This window comes from Streptomyces sp. NPDC017202, from assembly GCF_044331705.1.
Lineage (GTDB): Bacteria > Actinomycetota > Actinomycetes > Streptomycetales > Streptomycetaceae > Streptomyces.
The window spans coordinates 70,980-92,176 of the sequence record NZ_JBIRNP010000018.1; the positions used below are offsets into that span (position 1 = coordinate 70,980).

Annotated in this window: 14 protein-coding genes; 6 read left to right on the forward strand and 8 right to left on the reverse strand. The window is 71.1% G+C overall.

Translation table 11 applies throughout. The features are described 5' to 3' along the window. Nucleotides 1–143 precede the first annotated feature (143 nt). Complete coding sequence (locus tag ACH4N1_RS27425) at nucleotides 144–350, reverse strand: DUF397 domain-containing protein (RefSeq protein ID WP_398101047.1); 207 nt, start codon at nucleotides 348–350, stop codon at nucleotides 144–146. A gap of 243 nt (nucleotides 351–593) precedes the next feature. Here ACH4N1_RS27425 and ACH4N1_RS27430 point away from each other — a divergent pair, with 243 nt between their 5' ends. The 3 genes from ACH4N1_RS27430 (at nucleotide 594) to ACH4N1_RS27440 (ending at nucleotide 3,383) form a co-directional block, all read left to right on the forward strand. Next, a complete protein-coding gene (locus ACH4N1_RS27430; RefSeq protein WP_398101049.1) occupies nucleotides 594–1,133 on the forward strand; it encodes an ATP-binding protein in 540 nt (179 codons plus the stop codon). 410 nt (nucleotides 1,134–1,543) lie between these two features. Continuing rightward, on the forward strand, nucleotides 1,544–2,806 hold the full coding sequence (locus ACH4N1_RS27435; RefSeq protein ID WP_398101140.1) for a hypothetical protein: 1,263 nt from the start codon (nucleotides 1,544–1,546) through the stop codon (nucleotides 2,804–2,806). Nucleotides 2,807–2,975: 169 nt separating this feature from the next. Further along, the gene (locus tag ACH4N1_RS27440; protein WP_398101050.1) at nucleotides 2,976–3,383 is read left to right on the forward strand and encodes a hypothetical protein; all 408 of its coding nucleotides are present in this window, start codon (nucleotides 2,976–2,978) and stop codon (nucleotides 3,381–3,383) included. Nucleotides 3,384–3,390: 7 nt separating this feature from the next. Here ACH4N1_RS27440 and ACH4N1_RS27445 read toward each other — a convergent pair whose 3' ends face one another. Then, nucleotides 3,391–6,696: a type ISP restriction/modification enzyme gene (locus tag ACH4N1_RS27445; RefSeq protein WP_398101052.1), complete on the reverse strand. Its 3,306-nt coding sequence runs from the start codon at nucleotides 6,694–6,696 to the stop codon at nucleotides 3,391–3,393. A gap of 330 nt (nucleotides 6,697–7,026) precedes the next feature. On the opposite strand from ACH4N1_RS27445, the gene ACH4N1_RS27450 reads away from it, so the two are divergent. Together ACH4N1_RS27450 and ACH4N1_RS27455 are read left to right on the forward strand one after the other, a co-directional pair. Continuing rightward, nucleotides 7,027–9,630: a hypothetical protein gene (locus ACH4N1_RS27450; RefSeq protein WP_398101054.1), complete on the forward strand. Its 2,604-nt coding sequence runs from the start codon at nucleotides 7,027–7,029 to the stop codon at nucleotides 9,628–9,630. A 198-nt stretch (nucleotides 9,631–9,828) separates the two neighbouring features. Further along, entirely contained in the window at nucleotides 9,829–11,805 is a 1,977-nt protein-coding gene (locus ACH4N1_RS27455) for a hypothetical protein (RefSeq protein ID WP_398101055.1), read from the forward strand. Between the two features lie 480 nt (nucleotides 11,806–12,285). On the opposite strand, the gene ACH4N1_RS27460 is transcribed toward ACH4N1_RS27455, so the two are convergent. The 3 genes from ACH4N1_RS27460 to ACH4N1_RS27470 all read right to left on the reverse strand — a co-directional run bounded on the left by ACH4N1_RS27460 (nucleotide 12,286) and on the right by ACH4N1_RS27470 (nucleotide 15,876). Next, on the reverse strand, nucleotides 12,286–13,374 hold the full coding sequence (locus ACH4N1_RS27460; protein ID WP_398101057.1) for a MerR family transcriptional regulator: 1,089 nt from the start codon (nucleotides 13,372–13,374) through the stop codon (nucleotides 12,286–12,288). A 71-nt stretch (nucleotides 13,375–13,445) separates the two neighbouring features. Next, complete coding sequence (locus tag ACH4N1_RS27465; protein ID WP_398101059.1) at nucleotides 13,446–15,449, reverse strand: serine/threonine-protein kinase; 2,004 nt, start codon at nucleotides 15,447–15,449, stop codon at nucleotides 13,446–13,448. Nucleotides 15,450–15,507: 58 nt separating this feature from the next. Next, entirely contained in the window at nucleotides 15,508–15,876 is a 369-nt protein-coding gene (locus tag ACH4N1_RS27470; RefSeq protein WP_398101061.1) for a hypothetical protein, read from the reverse strand. A gap of 265 nt (nucleotides 15,877–16,141) precedes the next feature. On the opposite strand from ACH4N1_RS27470, the gene ACH4N1_RS27475 reads away from it, so the two are divergent. Continuing rightward, entirely contained in the window at nucleotides 16,142–16,804 is a 663-nt protein-coding gene (locus ACH4N1_RS27475; RefSeq protein WP_398101063.1) for a hypothetical protein, read from the forward strand. Between the two features lie 75 nt (nucleotides 16,805–16,879). Here the strand turns inward: ACH4N1_RS27475 and ACH4N1_RS27480 are convergent, their stop codons facing one another. The 3 genes from ACH4N1_RS27480 to ACH4N1_RS27490 all read right to left on the reverse strand — a co-directional run bounded on the left by ACH4N1_RS27480 (nucleotide 16,880) and on the right by ACH4N1_RS27490 (nucleotide 21,106). Further along, nucleotides 16,880–17,590 carry a hypothetical protein gene (locus tag ACH4N1_RS27480; RefSeq protein ID WP_398101065.1) on the reverse strand — a complete coding sequence of 237 codons (711 nt, stop codon included), beginning with the start codon at nucleotides 17,588–17,590 and terminating at the stop codon, nucleotides 16,880–16,882. A 1-nt stretch (nucleotide 17,591) separates the two neighbouring features. Next, nucleotides 17,592–20,141: a DUF262 domain-containing protein gene (locus tag ACH4N1_RS27485; RefSeq protein WP_398101066.1), complete on the reverse strand. Its 2,550-nt coding sequence runs from the start codon at nucleotides 20,139–20,141 to the stop codon at nucleotides 17,592–17,594. 116 nt (nucleotides 20,142–20,257) lie between these two features. Then, complete coding sequence (locus ACH4N1_RS27490; RefSeq protein WP_398101068.1) at nucleotides 20,258–21,106, reverse strand: hypothetical protein; 849 nt, start codon at nucleotides 21,104–21,106, stop codon at nucleotides 20,258–20,260. Between the last annotated feature and the right edge of the window lie 91 nt (nucleotides 21,107–21,197).

Genomic DNA, 21,197 nt, shown 5'->3' on the forward strand with positions numbered 1-21,197 from the left:
GGGGGGGTGAGTCGGGACAAACCACCCCCCCCCCCCCCCCCCCCCCCCGCCGGCGGGGGGGGGGGGGGGGGGGGGGTCGCGCCCCCCACCCACCCCCCCCCCCCCCCCCCCCCCCCCCGCCACCCCCAGGAACTCCAGTGGCGCTACATGGCCAGGAGCGCCGTGAACGTGGCCCACTCGCCCCGGCCGACCCGCACCACGGGGCCGTCACCCACGGCCTTGGAGCCCCGTACGTGCACGGCACTCTCTGCGGCGGCCACCTCGACGCAGCCACCGCCGTCGGTTCCGCTGCAGGTGCTCTTGAACCACGCGAGGCCGCCGGGCTGCTCAACACGCCGGCCGATGCCCATGGCTCTCCTGCCAAGCGCTCCCGGACGTTTCTTGTCCGGCCCACGCCGGCCGGTGGTCCCGCATTCCCTCTGGGGCGTCCTGTCCATCGCGCCTTCCTTGTTCCGCACAGTGTTCCGCGGTGACCGGCGACGGCCGATCCGTCGTCACGGCCACGCGCACGAACCCGTACACCTGCCGTACCGCGTGATCAGGTACGGAAGCCCGACCTCGTCAGGCGATCCGCATGACGAGACGGTCACTCCGTGAAGTCATCCAACGTCAGTGCCGAACCACCCACTCGCGCACCGCAGTTCACCGTCCGCCTTAGCAGCACCGCACGCGGCGCCCGTCTCGCGCGCCGCCTCGCCTGCCAGCAGCTCGCGGCCTGGGGGATCCCGTACGACTCCGAAACATCGCAGGCCGTCGCCCTCGTCACGGCAGAACTGGCGTCCAACGCCGTCACCCACGGACGCCTCCCCGGCCGGGACTTCCGCCTGACGCTGCTCCTGCTGCCCGAACACGGCACCGTCCGCGTCGAGGTGACCGACACCCGCCCGGAGCGCCACCCCGAACCCGACTCGGCCCTCTCGCAGGCGCTCGACGCCTCCTCGGGACGAGGGCTCCTGCTGGTGCGGGCACACGTCGAGAACTGGGGCTGGGAGAGCCGGGACGCCTGCACGAAGACCGTCTGGGGCGAAGTGGCCCTCCCTTCCCCGCCGGTGTCGCATCCCCTCCTCCGCACTGCCGCGGAGGAGGTCCGGGCGGCGGTGGACCCGTCAGAACGATCGACTCTTGTGAACTGAGTGCATGGAGTGCCATCCTGGTGCCGGTCAACCGCCGCCCGCCCTTCCGGCGGGCAGGCGCGCGTGGCCGGGGGGAACGAGTGAGCGGGTGGGCGCGGCCGGTCGGCGTGTGCGCGTGCGGTTCCGCAGTGATGGCGCCGACTGTCGGGTTCCACGACGCGGCAGCCCGGAAGACGAGGTCGGGTCGAGTGGCCGTCGGCCCGACGGCGTATCGACGTCGAAGGCGTTCCGAACCATGAGGAACCGGTGTCGATCCGGACGCCGGCTCCACGTCGGCGCGAGGGGGCGAGCCTCAGCACTGTTCGGGCCGGCGCCTCGCTCTCCCGCCGTCGAAAGACCTCGGAACTCCCCGGTGATCGCCGCGCACCCCGGCCACCCACCACTGCGAGACGCGACTTCAGGAGCGGGCGATGGACCACGAGATCCAGCTGATCAGTGACGACGACGGACTGATGGTCGTCGGGGACGCGGCGGACGTCGACCGCTTCCTCGCCTCGGAGGGACTGTCGTCGTCACGGGATCTCGGACCGCACTGGCTCAAGCACGTCTTCGGCGTCGGGGCCTCGGCCGCGCAGGTGGGTTCGGAGATCGCCGCGAACTCCGGGCGCTGGGTGAAGCTGACCCCGAAGTCGGCGCAACTCGTCAAGAAGTACGGGCTGAGGGAGAGCGCGAAGACCGGTTTCAGCACGGGTGTGCTGAAAGGGCAGAAGGGGCAGATCAAGGGATTCGTGGAGTTCGCGAGGGGGCCCCGAGCGTTCCTGGGCAACCCGGCGGCCCTCGCCAACGCCGCGAAGCTCATGTCGCAGGTCGCGATGCAGCAGAGCATGGAGGAGATCTCCGACTACCTCGCCTCGATCGACGCGAAGGTCGACGACGTGCTGCGCGCCCAGAAGGACACGGTGCTGTCCCGCATGATCGGAGTGGGCTTCGTCATCGACGAGACCATGACCATCCGCGAGGCGAGGGGCAGGGTCGACGACGTCATGTGGTCGAAGGTGCAGGACGCGCCGACGGCGATCGCGGAGACCCAGGTGTACGCGTTGCGTCAACTCGACGCGACGGCGGAAAAGATGGAGCGGCAGTCCAAGATGGGTGACCTCGTCACCACGGTCAGGGAGGCCGAGTCCCCGGTGCGGGAGTGGCTCGCCGTCCTGGCCCGCTGCTTCCAGCTGCAGGACGCCGTCGCCGTGCTCGAACTCGACCGGGTGCTGGACGCGTCCCCGGAGGAACTGGACGCCCATCGCCTCGGCCTCAAGGCCGCCAGGCAGGACCGGCGGGAACTCATCTCGCGGAGCACCGAGCGGCTGCTGGCCCGGATGGACGCCGTCGCGGGCACGGCCAACGCGAAGGTGCTGCTGCACCCCGCCAAGTCGCCGGCCGTGGTCCAGTCGAGCAACCAGGTGGCGATCGGCGTCCACGAGTTCCACGAGCGGCTCGGGATCGGGTCCGCAGGCCCGTCGTCGGAGGCGAGACGATGGGTCGAAGCGGCCACCGAAGTGCGGGACAAGGCGCTCGAGACCGGAGCGAAGGGCGTCGGCGCCGCCAGAAGCCGGGGCAAGGTCGCCCTCGACCGGGCCGGCACGGTCAAGGGCAGGCTCTCCGACGGGATCGCCGAGCGGGTGCGCCGGCGGCGCGGGGGCGAGGCGGAAGCGGAAGGGGACGGCCAGGGCTGAGCGAGCGCCGCCCGTCCACCACGCGCACGGCCCGGCCCGCTTGCCGCCGGGACCACGTGCGTGCCCAGGGCCGGCGACGCCCGACTTCGGAAGCGGCGGCACCGAGCGGTGGCACGCGGTTCGGACCGTCGTCACCTTCGCGGTACGCGGCACGGGCCATACTGGGGCCATGCTCGATCCCGTCGGACAGCTCTCGCCGCTCCAGCAACGCCTGTTGCGGGAACTGGATCTCTGCGACCTCCCGGTCCCCGAAGCGGGGCCGGAGTCCTATGCCGTCCGGGACCTCGACACGGACGAGGTCCGGGACGTCCTGCCCACGCTGCTGTGGGCAGGACTGGTCGAGCAGCGGGACGAGGACCGGGGCACACTCGGACTCACCGCCACCGGGGCGGCCGCTCTGCGCTCGGCGGAGTGCGACGAGATGGCTGCCCGGCTGAGCGCGGTGGTCTCCTTCGCCGACACCGTGGCGCGCGGTGCGGCGCCCCGCTCCGCCGGCCACGCCCTGAGACGGCTCGCGGAGGGGACGTGGACCCTGGAGCAGGCCGAGGCCCACGTCACGGCCGACGGCGGCGCGTAGCGGCGGCTCACGCTTCGTCCGCCGGTCGGTCGAACTCCAGCACGACGCGTCGCCGGGCACGGGCCGCCCCGGGCTGCGGTGGGAGAACGCCCGCCGACGTGAGGTCGGTGACGGTGACGACCGGGGAGTTCACGATCCTCGTGGTGAGGGCCTGCTGCGCCGGAGCGAGGTCGACCAGGCGCCGCAGGACGGACAACAGGTCGACCAGCTCCGCCGACCACTCGCTCGGCCACGCCGTGACATGGAGGTCGTCCAGCGGGCTCGTCTTCCGGCTGGTGGGGGAGGCCTTCCGGTAGCCGAACCACTTCTTCACGATCCGCATGCCGCCGACCTCGTAGTTCCAGACCTCGGGCGGGACCCCCGTGAAGGCTCCCGGCCCCACACGGAGGGTGCGGCTTTCCTCGTCGTACGTCAGCGTGTCGGGCACGGCGGAGCCGATCGGTGTCACGTACCGCACCTGGCGCGGGTCCCCCGGAGGGAAGTCGACGCCCTCCTGGCCGGACGCAAGCGTGTCGGGCGGATCGCCCCGCACGCCGTAGGTGGCCGCCCACAGAAACGCACGGCCGACCCGGACCGCCTCGCGCCACAGCTCCGGGTCGCGGGTGAGGGGCAACCGGACGCCTGCGGTGAGCAGTTCCTCGGCGAAGTGCTCGGTGAAGGCGCTGTGTCCGGCGACGGCCACCGAGTAGGCGGCGAGATCATGCACGGTCATCCCGTCCAGATCGAGAGCGTCCGCCAGATACCGGAGCAGGCCTTTGGGGGTGTTGGCTGTACCGTCGGGGTGGAAAACGGGGTGTGCCCTCCCGCCTCGGCCGTTGAAGTGGTCGGTGTCCGGTAGCAGTTCTGTTGCAACCAGCGCCGGACCAGTGCTGATCACGTGGGTGTGTTGCTGGTTGAGGAACATCTGTCCGGGTTGGAGCGACTCCCACAGATCGGGGCGGGGGAAATCGAGTACCCGGTTGTCGGCGATCAGCCATTGACGGTCGAAACTGCGTAGGGCGATCTGCTTGATCGGCGGGCAGGCGCCGGCTTCTTCGTTGACGGTGCGAGCGGGAGTGGGCATTCCCGGTAGACCGGAAGGTCTGCTGTCCAGCAGCCGGTCGCGGGTCTCCTTGAAAAGCCGCGCCTTCCACTGCGGATCCTCCTCGCTCGTGAGGCGCGCCCACCGTCGCTGCAGAACGGATGCGAGTGGGGATGTCACCCAAGATCGGTTGGCCTTGATGCCCGGACTGCCCCACGGAAACAACTCGGCCAACGCCGGATAGTCGTCCCACCCGGACAACGTGACCGGAGTGAACGGCCGCACTCCCTCCCCATGCGCATCCCGCCAGCCGTCGTCGTCCAGACCCACCGCCCTGAGCTGAGCGAACTTCTCGGCACGCTTGCCGTGCAGGGCCCGGTAGTGGATGCGCGCGGGGCGGGTGGCGTCGTGGTCCGTGCGCCGGACGAAGACGCAGATGGACAGCGGCTGGGCGACGTGCGGGAAGACGCGGGTGGCCACGTCCGAACGCTGCCCCTCGGGCGACAGGTTGATGACCCACCCCTCGTCGCACGTTCGGCGCAGATAGTTGCGCATGCCCCGTCCCGCGGGGCCGGTGGCGAAGGCGGACGGGGTGATGAAGCAGACGACGCCGTGCCGGTCGTCCGCGTGGGCGTCGAAGACCTTCCAGGTGGCCCAGCGCCAGAAGTAGACGTACAGGTTCTTCAGGGCGTGCTCGTAGCGGCCGTTCCCGGGGTGGCGGAAGTCGTCCAGGGGAGGGCGGCCCTGGCCCTTGACGCGTTTCTCGATCCAGCCGCCGCGGTTCTCGGCCTTGTCGTCGTAGGGCGGGTTGGAGATGACCACGGTGACGGGGACGTTGGCCTTCACGTGGTTGGCGCGGGCACGGGAGACCGACAGGGCCGCGTAGGTGGAGGCGAGCTGCTCCTCCTGGACGTAGGGGTCGTCGAGCGTGTCCGTGACGTGGAGGTTGAGCCCGCCCGGCGGGAGTTCGGCGCCGTGCTTCTTGAGCAGGTCGGCGGCGCGGAGTTCGGCGACCGCGAACGGACCCATCTGCAGTTCGAAACCGTACAGGCGCCCGGCGAGGCGGCCGATCGCGTCGCGCGCCATGGCGTCGCCGGAACGTGCGGCGGCCTGCCGCGCCACCCGCTCGATGATCGTGTGCAGGTAGGTTCCCGTCCCCATCGCGGGGTCGACGATGTGGACGCCTTCGTCGCCGTAGCCGCGGGCCTTGCCCAGGCGGGTGCGCAGGACCTCCTCGGTGAGCCGCACCATCTCCTCGACCACCTGGTGCGGGGTGTAGTAGGAGCCGCTGCGCCGGCGCAGGTCGTCGTCGTAGACGGAGAGGAACGACTCGTAGAGGTGGAGGTAGGCGTCCCGGTTGCCCTGCCGGATGGTCTCCCATCCGACGGATTCGACGGTGCGGGCGAGGAGGTCCAGGGTCACCTCGAACCGCTCGTTGACGTTGTCGGTGAGGAGTTGGAGGGCCTTGCCCATCAGGGCGTGACCGGCGTGGAGCCGCCGGCCGATCTCGTGGAAGCTCGTGCCGGTGACCCGGATGCCCTCCGTGCGGGCGAGGAGCAGGGCGAAGGTGACGGTCTGGGCGTAGCCGTCGGCGAAGGTCGCGTCGTCGGCGGTGGGGAAGAGATAGCGGCGCCAGTCGCTGCGCAGGCCGGTGAAGGGCCGGTCGGCGGTGGGATCGTCGGCGTCCAGCCCGGCCTCGGCCCGCAGTTGCTCCCGCACGGCCTCGCGCAGCAGACGGCACAGCGGTGCGATGTGCTGGACGAGCACCGACACCCGCAGGATCTCCGGCGGTTTCCAGAAGAGCACCACTCGCACGAGCGCGTCGAAGGCCGCCGGGTCCGCGGCGGACAGTTTTCCCCCGGCGCTCTTCAAGGCCCCGGACAGCACTACCTCTTCGCCGATCTGCACGCCGTACCGGAAGACGCGCCAGTGGGTGCCGTTGGTGTAGAGCAGGTTCGGGAGATCCCGCAGACGCTGCCACTGCCGTTTGTCGTGACCGGTGAAGCCGTCGGGGTCGATGCTCTTCCCCGGACGCTTCACCTCGATGTATCCGGTGATGTCCGCGCCGACGCGCACGGCGTAGTCGGGCCGGACCCCGAGGTGCGGTATACGCGCCTCCGGGTGCCAGCTGATCTCGCGCAGGGCGTGATGTTCCCCCACGGCGCGGAACAACTGCTCCAGCGGTCCCCGGATCGCCGCCTCGGGGTCACCCGGCCCCGCCAGACTGCGCCTGCACTCCGCGCCGAACTCCGAGACGGCGTCCTGTAACCACTGCAGGCGTGCGTCAGCCATGGTCCCCCCAGACCTCGGGCCCCGGACGTGACACGGAGCCGACCCCTCCTGATGCGCAGTATGGGGCAGTTTTCAACCAAACGGCAGGGCGCGTACATCGGTTGGCGCGCCCGGCTCACGCGCTCGTACGGCCGTCCACGGCCGGAGTTCCCGCCCTCGCCGCCGGTGTGTATGCGTCGTGAGTGTGCGATACCCGCACCAGAAGGGCAAGAGTGTATGCGTGATTTAGCGAATTCCTTGTGAACTCAGTGCATGAAAAGCATACTGAAGTGGATCGTGTCGCCCGCGCCGGCTGGGCGGACATTCCTCTGAGTACCACTGCGAGGTCCCATGCTCGACCACCGCCTCGTGCAGACGGCCGTGATCGGGAACAAGAACTCCGATCACCCGGTGATCCTGCCGATGGACGCGTGGGAACTGGACCGCTGGCGCAAGGCGCACCCCTCCTACAGCTACTGGTGCGGGCTGCAACTCGGCGGCTGCGGCGGGGAACTGAGCGACCGGCGGTACACCACCAAGGTGTGTCACTTCGCCCACCACGCGACCGCTCCCGTGTGCCACCGCAAGAACAACGGTGAGTCCAGCGCCGACCACCTCTTCATCAAGCGAGGGGTGCAACGGCTGCTCGGCAAGCGGAAGACGAAGGGACGGGTCGAGACGCGCGACCTCGGCAGCGGCCCCGGCGACGCGGTGGACGTCCACCTGCCCGGCAGCCGCCGCCGGCTGCGCTTCCAGCTCAGCGCCCTCGACTACCGGACATGGCGCCGGACCGACGACGAACTCGCCGCGGACGCCGACGGCGTCGACTGGATCTTCTCGTCGGAAGGGCCGATCGTCCAGCAGTTCGTCGGCCGCCACGGCTACTGCCTCCGGGTCCGCTGCGAGACGGTGGGCGGTGAGCGCCGCGTCCACATCGGCGCCGAGGCGCGGGACCGCACGGTTTCCTGGACACTCCTGGACGAGTGCGTGCTGACGCCGTCCGGCATCACCACACCGGACACCGAGCGGATCCACCTGACCCGCCCCCGGCCCCGGCCCACCGTGTTTCCCCTCCAGGGCGGACTCGTCTTCGCCCTCGCTCCCGAGGTCGACGCGCCGGCCGACTCCCCGTTCGCGGTGGAGGACCGGCACCTGCTGGTCGCCGACGTGAAACCCGTGGACAGCCCGATCGTCCGCGCACTGGTGTCCCTTCCGGGGGACACCGACGTGCCGCCCGCCGAACACGTCTACCGCGTCGGCGACGGCGCCCGACTGCTCATCACCGAGAGCGGCGGAGGCTGGGCGGTCGAGGCGAACCGCTACACGCGCCTCAACGCCCACGAGGCCCAGCGAACCGGCCTCTGGATCCCGCCCGCCGCCCCGGAAGCCCCGCCCGCCCCGGAGCCCGTAAGCCGGACGGCGCAGGCGCAGGCGTCACCGACACCGACGACACCCGTCCCGGCGACGACACGGACCGCGGTGACCGAACCGCCGTCGCCGCACGACGCGCCGCCGGCCCCCGCGCCCATGACCCGCTCCGAGCTGGTGACCGCTCTGCGTGACGCCCTGGCGAACCACGCCCGCCTGCACACCACGACCACCTGGGAGACCCTCGCCCGCACGGTGGACCCCGAACTGGCGAAGTACTCCCACACCGACCGGCGGCACCTGCTCGTCGAGCTGGACAGCCCGCTGCGCGACCACGCGCCGGTCCTGTCGGCGCTCATCCGGGAGGGGGACGCGCCGCTTCCGTACCTGGCCGACGTCCTCTCGCGGCTCGGCGTCGCGTACGCCGGCACGGCGTCCAGGATCAAGCGCTGGGCCACGGTCGAGGCGGAACGGGCCTTCGCCGCCTACGGGACACCCCCGCGTACGATGCCGCCGCGGTTTTCCCTGAAGCCCGAACAGCCACTGGTCCGGCAGTTCGCGAGGAAGAACGCGGGCCCGCCCCCCGCGGCCAAGGTACGGCGCCCCGCCGACCGCCACGTGAACACGGCCGGACCGATGGGCAGGGCGGTCGCCGACACCTCCATGGTGAAGCGCCTGCGTTCCCTCGTCCGGGAACTCACCGAACCCCTGCGTCTCCTCGACAAGCCGACGCGCAAGCGCGCGCGAAAGACCCTCAGCGAGGCGCAGACATGGCTCGCGCACCACGACGGAGTACCTCTGCCGGCCGCGCAACGGGCCAAGGTCGCCGACCGGAGCTCCGGGTACTACGTCCGTCTCGTCGAGGACGAACTGAAGGCCGTGAACGACAGCCTGAAAGCGACGAACCAGCGTGCCGACAAGGAAGCGAAACGGCAGGCGCGGCTGGAGGCCGCCGAGAGCAGGGCCAGGTCGGCGCGGTCGAGGGAACCGTCCAGGCGTTCCACGCCCGCCGTGGACCCCGTGGACCGGCTCCGGAGACAACTCGTCGGAGTCGCCTCTCAGGGCGGCACCATCGTGCTCGGCGACCTGGACACCGGGCAGTCGGAGCTGGGCTCCCGGCACTGGCTGCTGACGCTCGACAGACGAGCCGGGGCCGATGCCGACACTCCTCTGCTCTCCGCGCTGGTCACGGCCCCCGGGGGCGGCCCGGTGGCCTTCTTCAGGGACATCCTCACGGCCGCCGGGCTCGCCGTTCCGCAGACGGACAAAGCCCTGCTGACGATCTGGAAACGGGAACAGGAGCGCGCCCACGCCGCCCACGTCCGTCCGCCCCGCCCACTGCCGCCCCGCCTCGTTCCCCGGGTTGCGGCACTGGAGGACGGGGCCCGGCACCAGGACTTGTCCGGTCGGTCATGTGCGGAGCCGGACGGTGAGCGCTGCGGCGGTCGCGGTGCCGAGGCGGACGTAATGGCGTTTGCCGGAGCGGGTGGCGACGGATCGATGCACTTCCTTGTGCCCGGCCGGAAGGAAGGCCGCCCTGAGATTGCCGGTAACGGGCAAGGCGGGCCGGACCATATGCTGTCATGATCGTTCCGGCGCTGGGGGAGTGTCGCGATGTCCGCTCCGGTCAGGGGTGACTCCCGCGACATGCTGCGGAGTGTGCGCCGACGTGATCCAGCCCGCCGCATGGCGGGGAGTGCCCTCGTGGCATGCGCCCTTCCCCGCGCCGATTCGTGAGCGTTGCGGGGCGTGCGGTGCGCGCTCCCGTCTGAGACAGGAGCTGTCGTGGGACTGAACACATGGAGACCGAGGGGCGCCGTGGTGGCGTTCACCGCGGCGTTGGCCTCGGTCACGCTGGGGTCCGCCCTTCCCGCCACCGCCGCCGGCTACACCGCGGTGGCAGGTCCGTGGAGCACCGCCGCCGCCTTGACCGGTGCCGGCGATCAGCAGAGCCTGATCGACGTCAGGACCGCCGGTGACGGTACTGCGTTCGCACTGTGGCGCAACAAGGCGTCGGACGCCACTACGTGGGACATCCAGGTCGCGGTCAAGCCGGCCGGGAGCGGGATGTGGAGCGCTCCGCACACTCTGGCGACAGGCCGGGGCAAGGACGGTGAAGCCGTGCTGGCCGTGACCGTCGGCGGGCGGGCCGTGGTGACCTGGCTGGACGGCAGCGGCCTGGACGGCTCGCTCACCGCGCTTGCCGCCGACTGGGATCCGGCGACGGGAAGTTGGACGGATCCCGCGCCCATCGTGTCCTACGACGGCATGTCACTGTCGACGCCCCGCCTCGCCCCGGCGGCCGACGGCACCGTCACCGCCGTGTGGAACCAGGGCGACGGGTCTCTGAAGTCCCAGGTCATGAGCGCTACGCGGGCTCCCGGCGCCCCGGCTTGGTCCACCCCGCAGTCCCTGGGATCCATTTCCAGCGGATACATCTACGACCTGTCGGTTGCCGTAGCTCCCGACGGGGCGGCCACCGCAGCCTGGGACGCGTACGACTTTTTCACTCATGACCATGCTGTCACCACCTCCACCCGTCCCTCGGCCGCAGGCACCTGGGGTGGCGCCTCGGTCCTGCCCGGCACCGACGAGACGTCCGGCAACGTGCAGGTGACCATGGACGCCCACGACGCCACCACCGTGCTCTGGCACACCGCGTCCAGCGAGAACATGGGCACCGGCGACCTGAAGTCCGCGACCAGGACCTCGCCCACCGGGCCCTGGGGCGCCACGCAGACGGCGATCCCCTCGATCAACTTCAGCGACAGCAGCGGCCCTCTGGCCGCCCCCAACGGTGATGTCACCTACGTATGGGCCGGCTGGAGCAGCGCCGACGGAACGCCGGTCGTACGGGCGATCACCCGGTCCGCGGGCACCGGCGTGTGGTCCCCGCCGAAGACTCTGTCCACGGGATACGTCAAGTGGCAGGTGTCCGCTTCCGTCGGTGCCGACGGAACGGTGCAGGTCGTGTGGCCGCAGACGCCGAGCATCAACAACGGCGACGACAACTACCTGCAGTGGGCGGTGCGAACCGATGGCGTGTGGAGCACGGCGACCGCTCTCGACAGCCTGCCCGTCGCCGCTGTCCCCAACACCGACGCCCTCACCGGCGAGGTGGCCGCCGGCCCTGACGGCCGAGCCACCGTGGTGTGGCGCAAGGCGGTGTACGCGTCCCCCGGCAGCTACACCTCCCAGGTGTGGACCCAGTCGCAGACCCTGCTCAGCAAGCCGCAGATCACCTCGAGGGCCGCGATGAGCGGAACCGCCCGCACCGGCTCCACCGTCACCTGCTCCGCCGCCTGGACCGGCTACCACACCAAGGTCGCCTGGTCCTGGCTGCGCGACGGCGCGGTCGTCTCCGGCGTCAGCGGCAAGACCCGCACCCTCGCCCCCGCCGACTACAACCACAAGGTCTCCTGCCGGGCCACTGTCAGCACCGGCGCAGGCTCGGTCACCTCCACCTCGCCCTCCGCCACGGTGGCGGTCGGCCCTGCCCTGAAGGCCACCACCGCGCCCTCCGCAGCGGGCACGGCCAAGGTCGGCTACAAACGGACGGCTACGCACGGCACCTGGTCACCGGCCGCCACCTCCTACACGTACCAGTGGAAGCGCAACGGCATCTCGATCGCCGGTGCCACCAAGTCCACGTACGTCCTGGTGAAGGCCGACAAGGGGCAGAGGATCACAGTGAAGGTCACCGCGCGTCGCTACGGCTGGACCAACGGCTCGGCCACCACGCCCTCCGTCACCGTCCGCTGAGCAGACACTCTCGGAACCTTCCGAAGAAACTCCCCCGGTGGTGACGACGGCGACCCCGTGCAGGGCCTGCCGTGGAACCGTCGATCACGGCAGGTTTCCTGCACCTCGGACGAACCGGGCCATATTGTCCATGGTGCCCCGCGGGTCGCGCTGCTCGTGGGGGCGCAACTGGCTGTAGAAGTCCTGTGGTCGCCGCCGCGTGGCGACCACAGGCCTCCTTGCCGCCGAGTCGGCGTCCGGCGCCACCACCTGAGCGCGGACGGTTCACGCCGCCCACCGCCCCTGATTGTCACCCCAGCTCAGCGGGCTGACTGCACCGGGTTCAAACCGGTGCCGACGATGCCCGAACCCAGGCGCCCGGGAGCTACGGCCAGTGGCCGCGCCGGGCCGTAGCGGGACGAGCGGGGCGCGGGCAAGGCAGGGACCCACCTGGGCGGCTCGGCTGCGGAGCCGAGGTACGCCGCACCGTCCGCCCCGTGGTCAGTTCTCCAGGCGGACCGGCATCAGCAGGGAGAACGTCCCCTCGTCGTCGGGGCGGCGGACCGCCAGAGGTGCCGTGGGGGAGCCGAGTTCCAGGACGAGCCGGTCCCGGGCTCCGGCGGCGAGGGCGTCCAGCAGGAACGCGCGGTTGACGGCCACGTTGTCCGGACCGTCGTCGCCGTCCTCGCACAGGGCCACCGTGCCGTCGTCCACCACCCTGAGCACGCTCAGCTCGGGAGAGACGCCGTCCTCCCCACGTGCCTCGCCGATGCGCACGGGCCCGGTCTCCACCGCCTTGCGGAAAGCCGGTACGTCGACGAGGGCGCGGCGCCCGGCCGGCAGGCGGACCAGGCGGCGGTAGTCGGGGAAGTCGTGGTCGAGGCACTGGCCGGCCGCCTGGCGGTCCCCGGCCTCCAGCGTGACCCGCGCACCGTCCAGCGCGAGTTCCACCGACTCCTCGGCGTCCAGCAGTGCCCGCATCGCGTCCACGAGCGGGGTCGGCACGATGACCTGGACGCGAGGACCACCGTGCCCCGCGGTGTCCGCCCGCGCGACCGCCATGCGATAGCGGTCGGTGGCCACGACGTGGAGCCCGCCGTCCTCGGCGTCGAACAGGACGCCGCCGAGCATCGGCAGCTCCGGATCGGAACCGACCGCGAAGCGGACCGCGTCCAGCGCGGCCGCCAGTCCGGAGGCGGAGGCGGTCAGCCGGGCGGTGCCGGTGGTGGTACGGGGCGAGGTCATGGGGTTCTCCCTGCGGTCGAGTAGGGCTCGGAGCGTGGAGAACTCGCCACGGGCCTCGGACAGCCCGAGTTCGAGGCGGCGCAGATGCGTCTGCAGGAGCTTGCGCACCAGGTCGGTGTCCGCGCTGGACCAGCCGGCCAGCACCAGCCGGATGTCCGCGAGCGGCATGCCGGCCCGGCGCAGCCGCGCCAGCAGCCGGGCCTCCGCCACCTGCTCCGCGGCGTACCAGCGGTAGCCGCTCACCGGATCGACCCGGGCCGGGACCAGCACCCCGGCCCTGTCGTAGAACCGCAGGGTGCTCACGCCCAGTCCGCTGTCCCGGGCCATCTCGCCAATGCTGTGCATCTCGCTCTCCACACCCGCAACCCTGGGCCCTTCACCAGGTCGAGGGTCAACCCCGGCCGGCCGGACCCCGCTCAGGCGGGACAGTCGGCCTCGGTGGTGGCCGTGCCCCAGCGGATCATCAGGTAGCCGGACCCGCCGATCTCCGCCACGGCGTACCGGGTGTACGGCCATCCCCCGCCCGCGATCCGCCGTTGGTCCACGAGGGCCCGGCACGCCTCACCCGCGGCCGTCTCCGCCCACGTCTCGACCTGCCCCTGATTCCACATCAGGTACTCCGACCAGACGTACATGGCCGACCCGGCGGGGTCGAAGCCCACCTTGATCTCCTCGTTGCCGAGCACCTGGTCGGTCCCGAGCGTCGAGCGCATCCCGTTGGTCCGTTCGATGATCCGCCGGGCGGCGCGGTCCGCGACCCTGATCTCGTCGCCGTCGGTGCTGGGGACCATGGCCTCCCCGAGGCCGTTCTCGTCCGGCTCCCAGGCCGGGTCCGCGTCGTCCTCGGCGGCCGACAGGCACTGTTCGTCCCCGACGAAGTCCTCCCGCCACGTCACCTGCGGTTCCCGGCCCGCCTCCTCCCTGACCGTGACGTACGAGCGGTACGGCAGGTCCGGGTGGAGGCGGAGGACGACATCCCTCAGCGTCAGGCACATCGACCGCGCGATCTCGGTCTCCGCGTACGCCGTCCCCTCCTCGTCGGAGGTGACGCTGTACGAGAAGTAGACCTCCCGGCGCGACTCGTGGAACCTCACGGCTCCCGGAGTCAGCCGGATCGGGCTCAGGTCCCGGGCGGTGACGCCCTGGTCGTGCAGGACGGCGCGCACGATGTCGTGTTCGCCCTCACCCTGCGCCGTACGCGCCTGCCGCCAACTCGCCGCGCTCGCCGCGTCGTCACTCGCGGCCCGCTGCTCCGGCTGCTCGATCCCCGTCGCGCCGCTCTCCCCGGTGTTCGCGGACTGCTGCCCCGAGCCGGCGGAGGCAATGGGGGACGCCGAGGCCGCGGAGGCCGCGGTGCGGTCGTCGTCCCCCGCGCCGCCGGGCGCCAGGGCCGCCACTCCGCCCGCCAGGCCGCCGACGACGGCCGCCACCAGGGCCACGGCGCCCACCAGCCGTTTCCCCGAACGGCTCCGGACCGGGGGCAGATGCCATGCCGGATCGTCCTCGGCCGGCACGTCCCAGACGGCCGTGACCGTGTCCACGGCCGTCGCCGGCACCGCGCCGTCACCCACCACCTGGGTGACCTGGGAGGCCAGCAGCTCCGCGCACTCCCGGGCGGCCCCGGTGGCCGGCGGACGGTCCCCCGGCTCCTTGGACAGCGCCTTCTCCACGACCGGGCGCAGCGGTGCGGGAACCCCGTCCAGGTCGGGCTCCCCGGACATCACGCGGAACGCGACCACATCGGGTGCGCCGGTGCCGAACGGCAGCCTTCCGGTGGCCGCGTGGGCCACCAGCGCGCCCCAGGCGAACATGTCGCCCTCCGGCCCGGTGGTCCCCGCGCGGTACTGCTCGGGACTGATCCAGCCGGGGGTGCCGGTCATGACACCGGTGCGGGTCACACTGGTGCCGTCGGCCGCGTGCGCGATCCCGAAGTCCAGCACGCGGGGGCCGCCGGCCGTGAGGATGACGTTCTGCGGCTTCACGTCACGGTGCACCACGCCCGCGGCGTGGACGGCCTCCAACGCCCGTGCGGTGGCGGCCGCGAGCGCGTACAGACTTCCCCCGGTGAGCGGGCCGTGGTCGAGCAGGTGCTGGTGCAGTGTGGGGCCGGGAACGTAGGCGGTGACCAGCCACGGGCTCTCCGTATCGGGGTCCGCGGCGAGGAGCGGGACCAGATACGGGCCGGTGACGCGCGAGGAGAGCTCCACCTCCCGCTTGAAACGGGCCCGGAACTGCGGGTCCTGGGCCTGCTCGGGATGAATCACCTTCACCGCGACGCGCGTTCCGTCGGGGGCGAGGCCGGCATGGACGGTCCCCATGCCCCCCGCGCCGAGACGGCCGACGATCCGGTACGGGCCTATGCGGGAGGGGTCGCCGGGACGAGCCGGCTGGACTCTTCCACCGGATCCGTTTTCGTTCACAGATTGTTCCTTCATGCGGTTCTACGGCGGTGTGCTCCCGCCCGTCGCCGACGCGCCTTCAGCGGCCGGCGTAGTGCTGTTCGAGCTGCTTGATCTCCTCGACCCACAACTCCATGTCGTCGCCCGGCCGCTTGTACGGCGCGCGCCGGGCCAGCTTGAAGAAGCCGCCGGACGGGCGGCCGGTCTCCCGCAGGACCACCAGGGCGGAGAGCAGTGGCAGCGATCCGTCCGGACTCTCCCGGACCGAGGCGTCCTCGAGCAGGTGGGGCATGGGCCCTTCGTGGGCGGGGACTTGATGACCGCGGCGGGCCAACTCGCCACTGAGGTCGCCGTACGACAGCGGTGCCGCACCCACACGCGCCCGGTCCCGCAGGATGTCGACCACGGCGCCCAGCGCCTGCTCGTACTCCAGCGTGTCCTTCTTCATCGCCTTCTCCCCACCCCTGGTACTCGATCTCGAGCCGGATCAGAGCCTAGAGGCCGTGAGCGAGAGGGGGCAGGGGTGCACGTCAAATTTATGAAATCGATTTGTGAACTCAGTCCACGAACTGCATACTGAGCCGGGCAAATGCCGTTGAGCGATGTCCGGTTCATCGCCGCTCGGGCATTTCGCCGCGCTCGACCGGAGGGGCGAGCCGCGCCCGTGTCCGCACGACGGACCACTGTCATCCGCGACGTCCTTGGGGGACACCATGCGCACCACCCGCACCTCGGCAGCCGCCGCGCTGCTGCTCGCCGCGCTCACCGCCTGCGGTCCGACCACCGAAACCGGCACGGACGCCAAGCCCACCGGCACCACTCCCACGGCTCCTGCCTCCGAAGCGCCTGCCGACGGCGCCGACGAGAGCGCCGGGGACTCCTCGGCCGCCGCCGAGGCCACCGCGAAGCTGCCGGACATGGTCGGCAAGGGGCTGCAGAGCGCCCAGGACGAGGCACAGGCCGCCGGCTTCTACCACCTCACCTCGCACGACGCCCTCGGCCGGGGCCGCAACCAGATCCTCGACCGGGGCTGGAAGGTGTGCTCCCAGACCCCGGCGTCCGGCACGCACGTGACGGACACGAAGGTCGACTTCGGCACCGTCAAGCTGGAGGAGACCTGCCCCGCCGGTGGTGACCAGGGTGAACCGGAGAAGGCCGGCTCCACCATGCCGGACTTCACGGGCAAGTCCGTCAAGGTAGCCCGCCAGGCACTCGACGGCTCCACCAGCATCACGGTCGACGACGTCTCCGGCCAGGACCGGATGGTGCTCGTCGAGTCGAACTGGCAGGTCTGCTCGACCGACCCGGCCGCCGGGGTGGAGCTCGACGGACAGCCGGTGACGATCGAGGCCGTCAAGTTCGGCGAGAACTGCTGACCGGGGGGCGGCTCCGCCCCAGTCCGGTGACCGCCCCCGCTGCGTCGACGGGGGACGGCAGCGGACCGTGGCGGATCAGCCGGACGCCGACTCGGGGCCGGAGCGCGGGAGCCGCTTGCCCCGGGCGAACCAGGCGGCCTCCACGGCGTCGGGCATGACCCCCGCCGACGCCGCCTGCTCATGGACGACGTCCAGATACCGGGCGTACTGCTCCGTGGTCCAGCCGTTGAGCGGCCAGTTCTCCGCGACGGCCTTCCGGTCCTTCAGAGCACGCGACACGACACCGTCCAGGATGAGGGGGCGAAAGGGGCCGACGGGGTCCTCGTGACCGGCGAAGTAAAGGAACTTGGTGAAGAACGCCGGGCCCAGATAAGGGATGCGCTGGTCGTTGCGGCAGGCGCGGTACGCGGCCACGGCTCCCCTCTCCCGCAGCACGGTGAGCACGGTGGCGAGCCGGGCGTCGATGTGCGTGGCCGAGGTGTGCGCGAAGATGTGTCCCCGCCGGTTCACGGACCGCGCCTTGGTACCGGTGCCCCAGACCAGCGCGGCGATCAGCAGGTGCCTGCGTCCCTCGACGGTGCCGACTCCGTCGGCCATGCCCAGTACGGTGCGGCGGTCCACCCGCGGCCACCGGCCGACGCACGGACACCCGTCGAGCTCGGCGGGCCACCAGGTGGCGTCGGGAAGATGGGAAAGCCAGCGTTTCCGGTCGAAGGGGATGGCCAGGCCGAGGACCTCGTCCCGGGGAGGGACGAGGAGATCGGCCGGGAGCCCGGGCACGCGCACCTCAGTCCCGCCGCGCCAGATCCAGCGCCGCCGTGTGCACGAACCAGTCCAGTACGCCGCAGATCTCCTCCCCGTGCTCCGCGAACACCCGCAGCGGGAAGGACGGCCGCAGTTCAAGCTTCGCCTCGGGCAGGTCGATCCCCTCGATCTTGTTGAGGCGGTTCAGGAGCTCACGGCGCTGTTCGGAGTCGTCGAAGGGACTGCGGTCCTTGAGGTACTGGAAGACGACCTCGACCGTTCCGCTCACCGGGTAGATCGCCATGGGCCAGATCAGATGAGGGTGGCGGCTCGTGCCGGCGTCGAGCATCGGGAAACAGCTCGTCTCCTCGTGCCTGCCGTAGGTGACGTGACCACCCTGCAGGCGCCAGAAGTCCAGCGTCCCCAGCACTCCCGCGCAAGCCTCCGGCCAGTGCTCCCGCAACTGCGCGCGGAACCGCTCGGCGGGCGCCGCGTCCTCCCCCTCGGGGAGCGGGGCGTGCGAGGCGGGCTGGGCGACGTCCTTGCCGAGCAGGGTGGCCAGCTCCGCGGCGGTCAGGCGCTGGGACCTGTCGGCCCGGCCCGACGGGTCGAACTTCACGCCCTCGCTCGTCAGCAGTTCCCGCGGCGGCGGCCTGTCACCGCCGTCCGCCCAGCGGAACGCCGGGGAGACCTTTCCGTCCGCGGTGAGGACCCGATACGCCCCCATGACTTCCGGGTTGGCACCCAGATAGGTGCCGACCGGCACCGGGTGGCTGCCGATCAGCTCGGCGACATCGCCGTACGTCGTCCACGTGCCGCTCGGCATCGCCACCAGAGCCGCTCGCAGTTCGGCCCAGCCCGGCCACTCCTCGCCGGCCGGCTTGACCCCGCCGATCGGTCCGGGCCACAGCTCCACCGCCCGCTCCGTCAGACGGTCGGCGCGGGCCAGGATCTCGGCCTTGCCCCAGCGCTTCTCCGCGGCGATCTCCTGGTTCATGCGCAGGGCGCTGGAGTCGAGGATCTGCTGCTTGCGCTCGAACGGGCTGTTGGACAGCTTCGCGTTGTCCCCGGTGAGGGTGAGGTTGCCCAGCGTGTGCACCAGCAGGTCGTGCAGCTCCTGGGGCGTCTGGTTCGGCTCGGTCTCGTCGGCGAGCAGGTCGAACCACGAGGCGGCCGGCCGCTGGGGGAGGACGTGCTCCACGCTCAGGGACGCCTTGTCGAAGTCGACGGGCTCGGAGGAGCCGTAGCTCTCCTCCAGACGGCGCAGGATGTAGCTCCGCTGAGGAGGACGACCGCTCCAGTAGAACGGCTTGCCGCGGATCGCCTCGCCCAGCTCCTCGTCGTTGGGCCAGCGGCGGCGCCGGCCGGACAGGAACCGCCGGACCGCCTCGGCGGCGGGGCGGTCGGTCTCCAGCTCCTTCGGCGCCTCCATGAAAATGCGGTTGAGGTTGGTGGTCGGTGTCTGGCAGATGAGCCGCCGCACCAGATAGGACTCGACGTACCGCAACGCCTCCGCCGCGTCCTCGGCGGATGTGGTCCCGCCGTCGACGAGGTCCAGCAGGTGCAGGGCCAGCGGGTAGTGGGTCTGGCCGCCCCAGGTGCCGAGGCGCTCCAGCACGGCGCGCAGTGCGGGTGACTGCTCACGCCGGGGCTCGATGATGCGGAGGAACCGACCCGCTCGTTCGGCCAATTGAGAGATCTCGCGTTGCAGCGCGTCCTCGTCGCCGGCCAGCGGCTGGAGCCTCTTCTGCTGCTCCCGGTAGATCTCGCTCTGCTTGGTCTTGTGGTGGCCGCGCACCACCAGGTCCAGCCAGACCAGGAGTTCGAGGTTCTTGGGGCCGAGGCTCTGCTGCATGGGCAGCCACAGCTCCTGGTAGACCCGCTCACCCCGCTTGGGCAGGAGCATGAACACGTAGTTGCGCAACAGGTCGCTCTGGCTCAGCCCGACGCCCGTGTTGTTGATCGACTCGAAGATCCGGTAGACGTTGTCGCCGGACTCCGCGGTGATCTCCACGATCGACAGCAGGTCCTTGAGGACGGTCCCGACCGTCGTGATCCACCGGTCGTCGCCGGCGGCCTCCCGTCCCTCGGCGAGCGCGCCGAGGAAGAACCGGTAGGCGGCACCGACGTTGTCGCTTCCGCCCGCCTCCGCACGGGACTGCACGCATGCCGTGTACGCCTCGCGGTCGGCCTGGGTCGGCAGCAGGCGGTAGTGATCGAGGCCCTCGTGGAACTCGTTCACGAGGATCTGCCGGTGCACCCGGTCCGCGCCGCGCGGATCACCGGTCTTCTTGAGATGGTCGCGCAACGCGGTGAACGCCAGCATCAGCGTCGTCAGCCGCTGCTGGCCGTCCACGACCAGCCACCGTTGCACACCGCCGGCCTGGATCTGGCCGGGGGCGAGCACCACGGATCCCAGGAAGTGCGGGGTGACGGCCTCGCCGGACAGGTGCTGGTCGACGAGTTCGCCCATGTCCTCCCAGAGCTGCCTCAGCTGTTCCCCGCCCCAGCTGTACGTCCGCTGGTAGAGGGGGACCTGAAACTGCTTCTCTCCCTGGACGAGTTTGAGGAAGGTGATCTCCTGCGCGCGCATGCGCTTCCTTTCCTTGCCCGGTGGGCGGCCTGGCGGTCCGCCCGACGACTCAGGGCCCCACGGCGGTCACTCAACCTACAGTGAACTCAGTCAACGTTGAGGGGTTTTGCGGCCGTTCACGGCAGACGGAGTACCCCGTTTTCCGAAACCGCAGGCGGCTGCCGGGAGATCCGGGGCATCGTCTCGTTGGGGGAGCGGCGCAACAGCTTGATGGACCGGCCCTCGGCCCACGCGTTCCACGCCTTGAGGTAGTAGAGCAGGTGTTCGCGTGAGTCGTCGCGACGGCGGTGGGTCGTGCCCGTGGCGAGGTTGAGCATCGTGTTGCGCAGGGTGAGGCGGGGATCGCCCGGCTCGAGTCGCGCGCCCGTGACGATTCCCTCCCTCCACGGGGTCTGATCGATGTCGGGCCGTGCCTGGGTGGTCACGTACCAGCCGATGGTCGCCGCCGTGACGGTGATGCGGCACGCGCGGTTGAGCGCGATGCCGTGATGCAGCGCGTCACGGATGCCGGGGTGCTGGTCGAGCATGGTCAGCAACTGGTCGTTGCTGGTCACGGACGAGCCGCCGCTCCAGGCCGAGTTGGGTGCGTTCAGGTACAGGTGGAGGCCGCGCAGGGCTGCTGCCAGATGCGTCGAGTTGGCCTCTCCCGCCAGCGCGAGCGTGTCCCGGCCGGTGCGCTTGCGCCCGGTGTCCATCACCGTGAAGGCGGTGCGCGGGACACCGTGCGTGACGGTCAGCGGTACCGTCATGCCCGCCTTGGCGATGGCCGCCAGTCGGTGCTGTCCGTCGATCAGTACACCGTCCTCGTCGAACGCGATGCCCTGGTGCGTCAACTGCCACTCGCCCCGCTGGATCCGGCCGGCCAGCTGCTGTACCGCGCTCTTGCTGAGGGGGCGGTTGCTGGTGTTGCGGGTGAGCCACTCCGCTGCCAACTCGGGACTGACGTGCAGCACTTCCATGCGCATGGCGCGTGGCCTCTTTCTCTCCGGGGCGTGGCGGGCGGTCACGTGCGTGGCGCCCGTGCACATCATGAAGTAATTCTGTGAACAGAGTCAA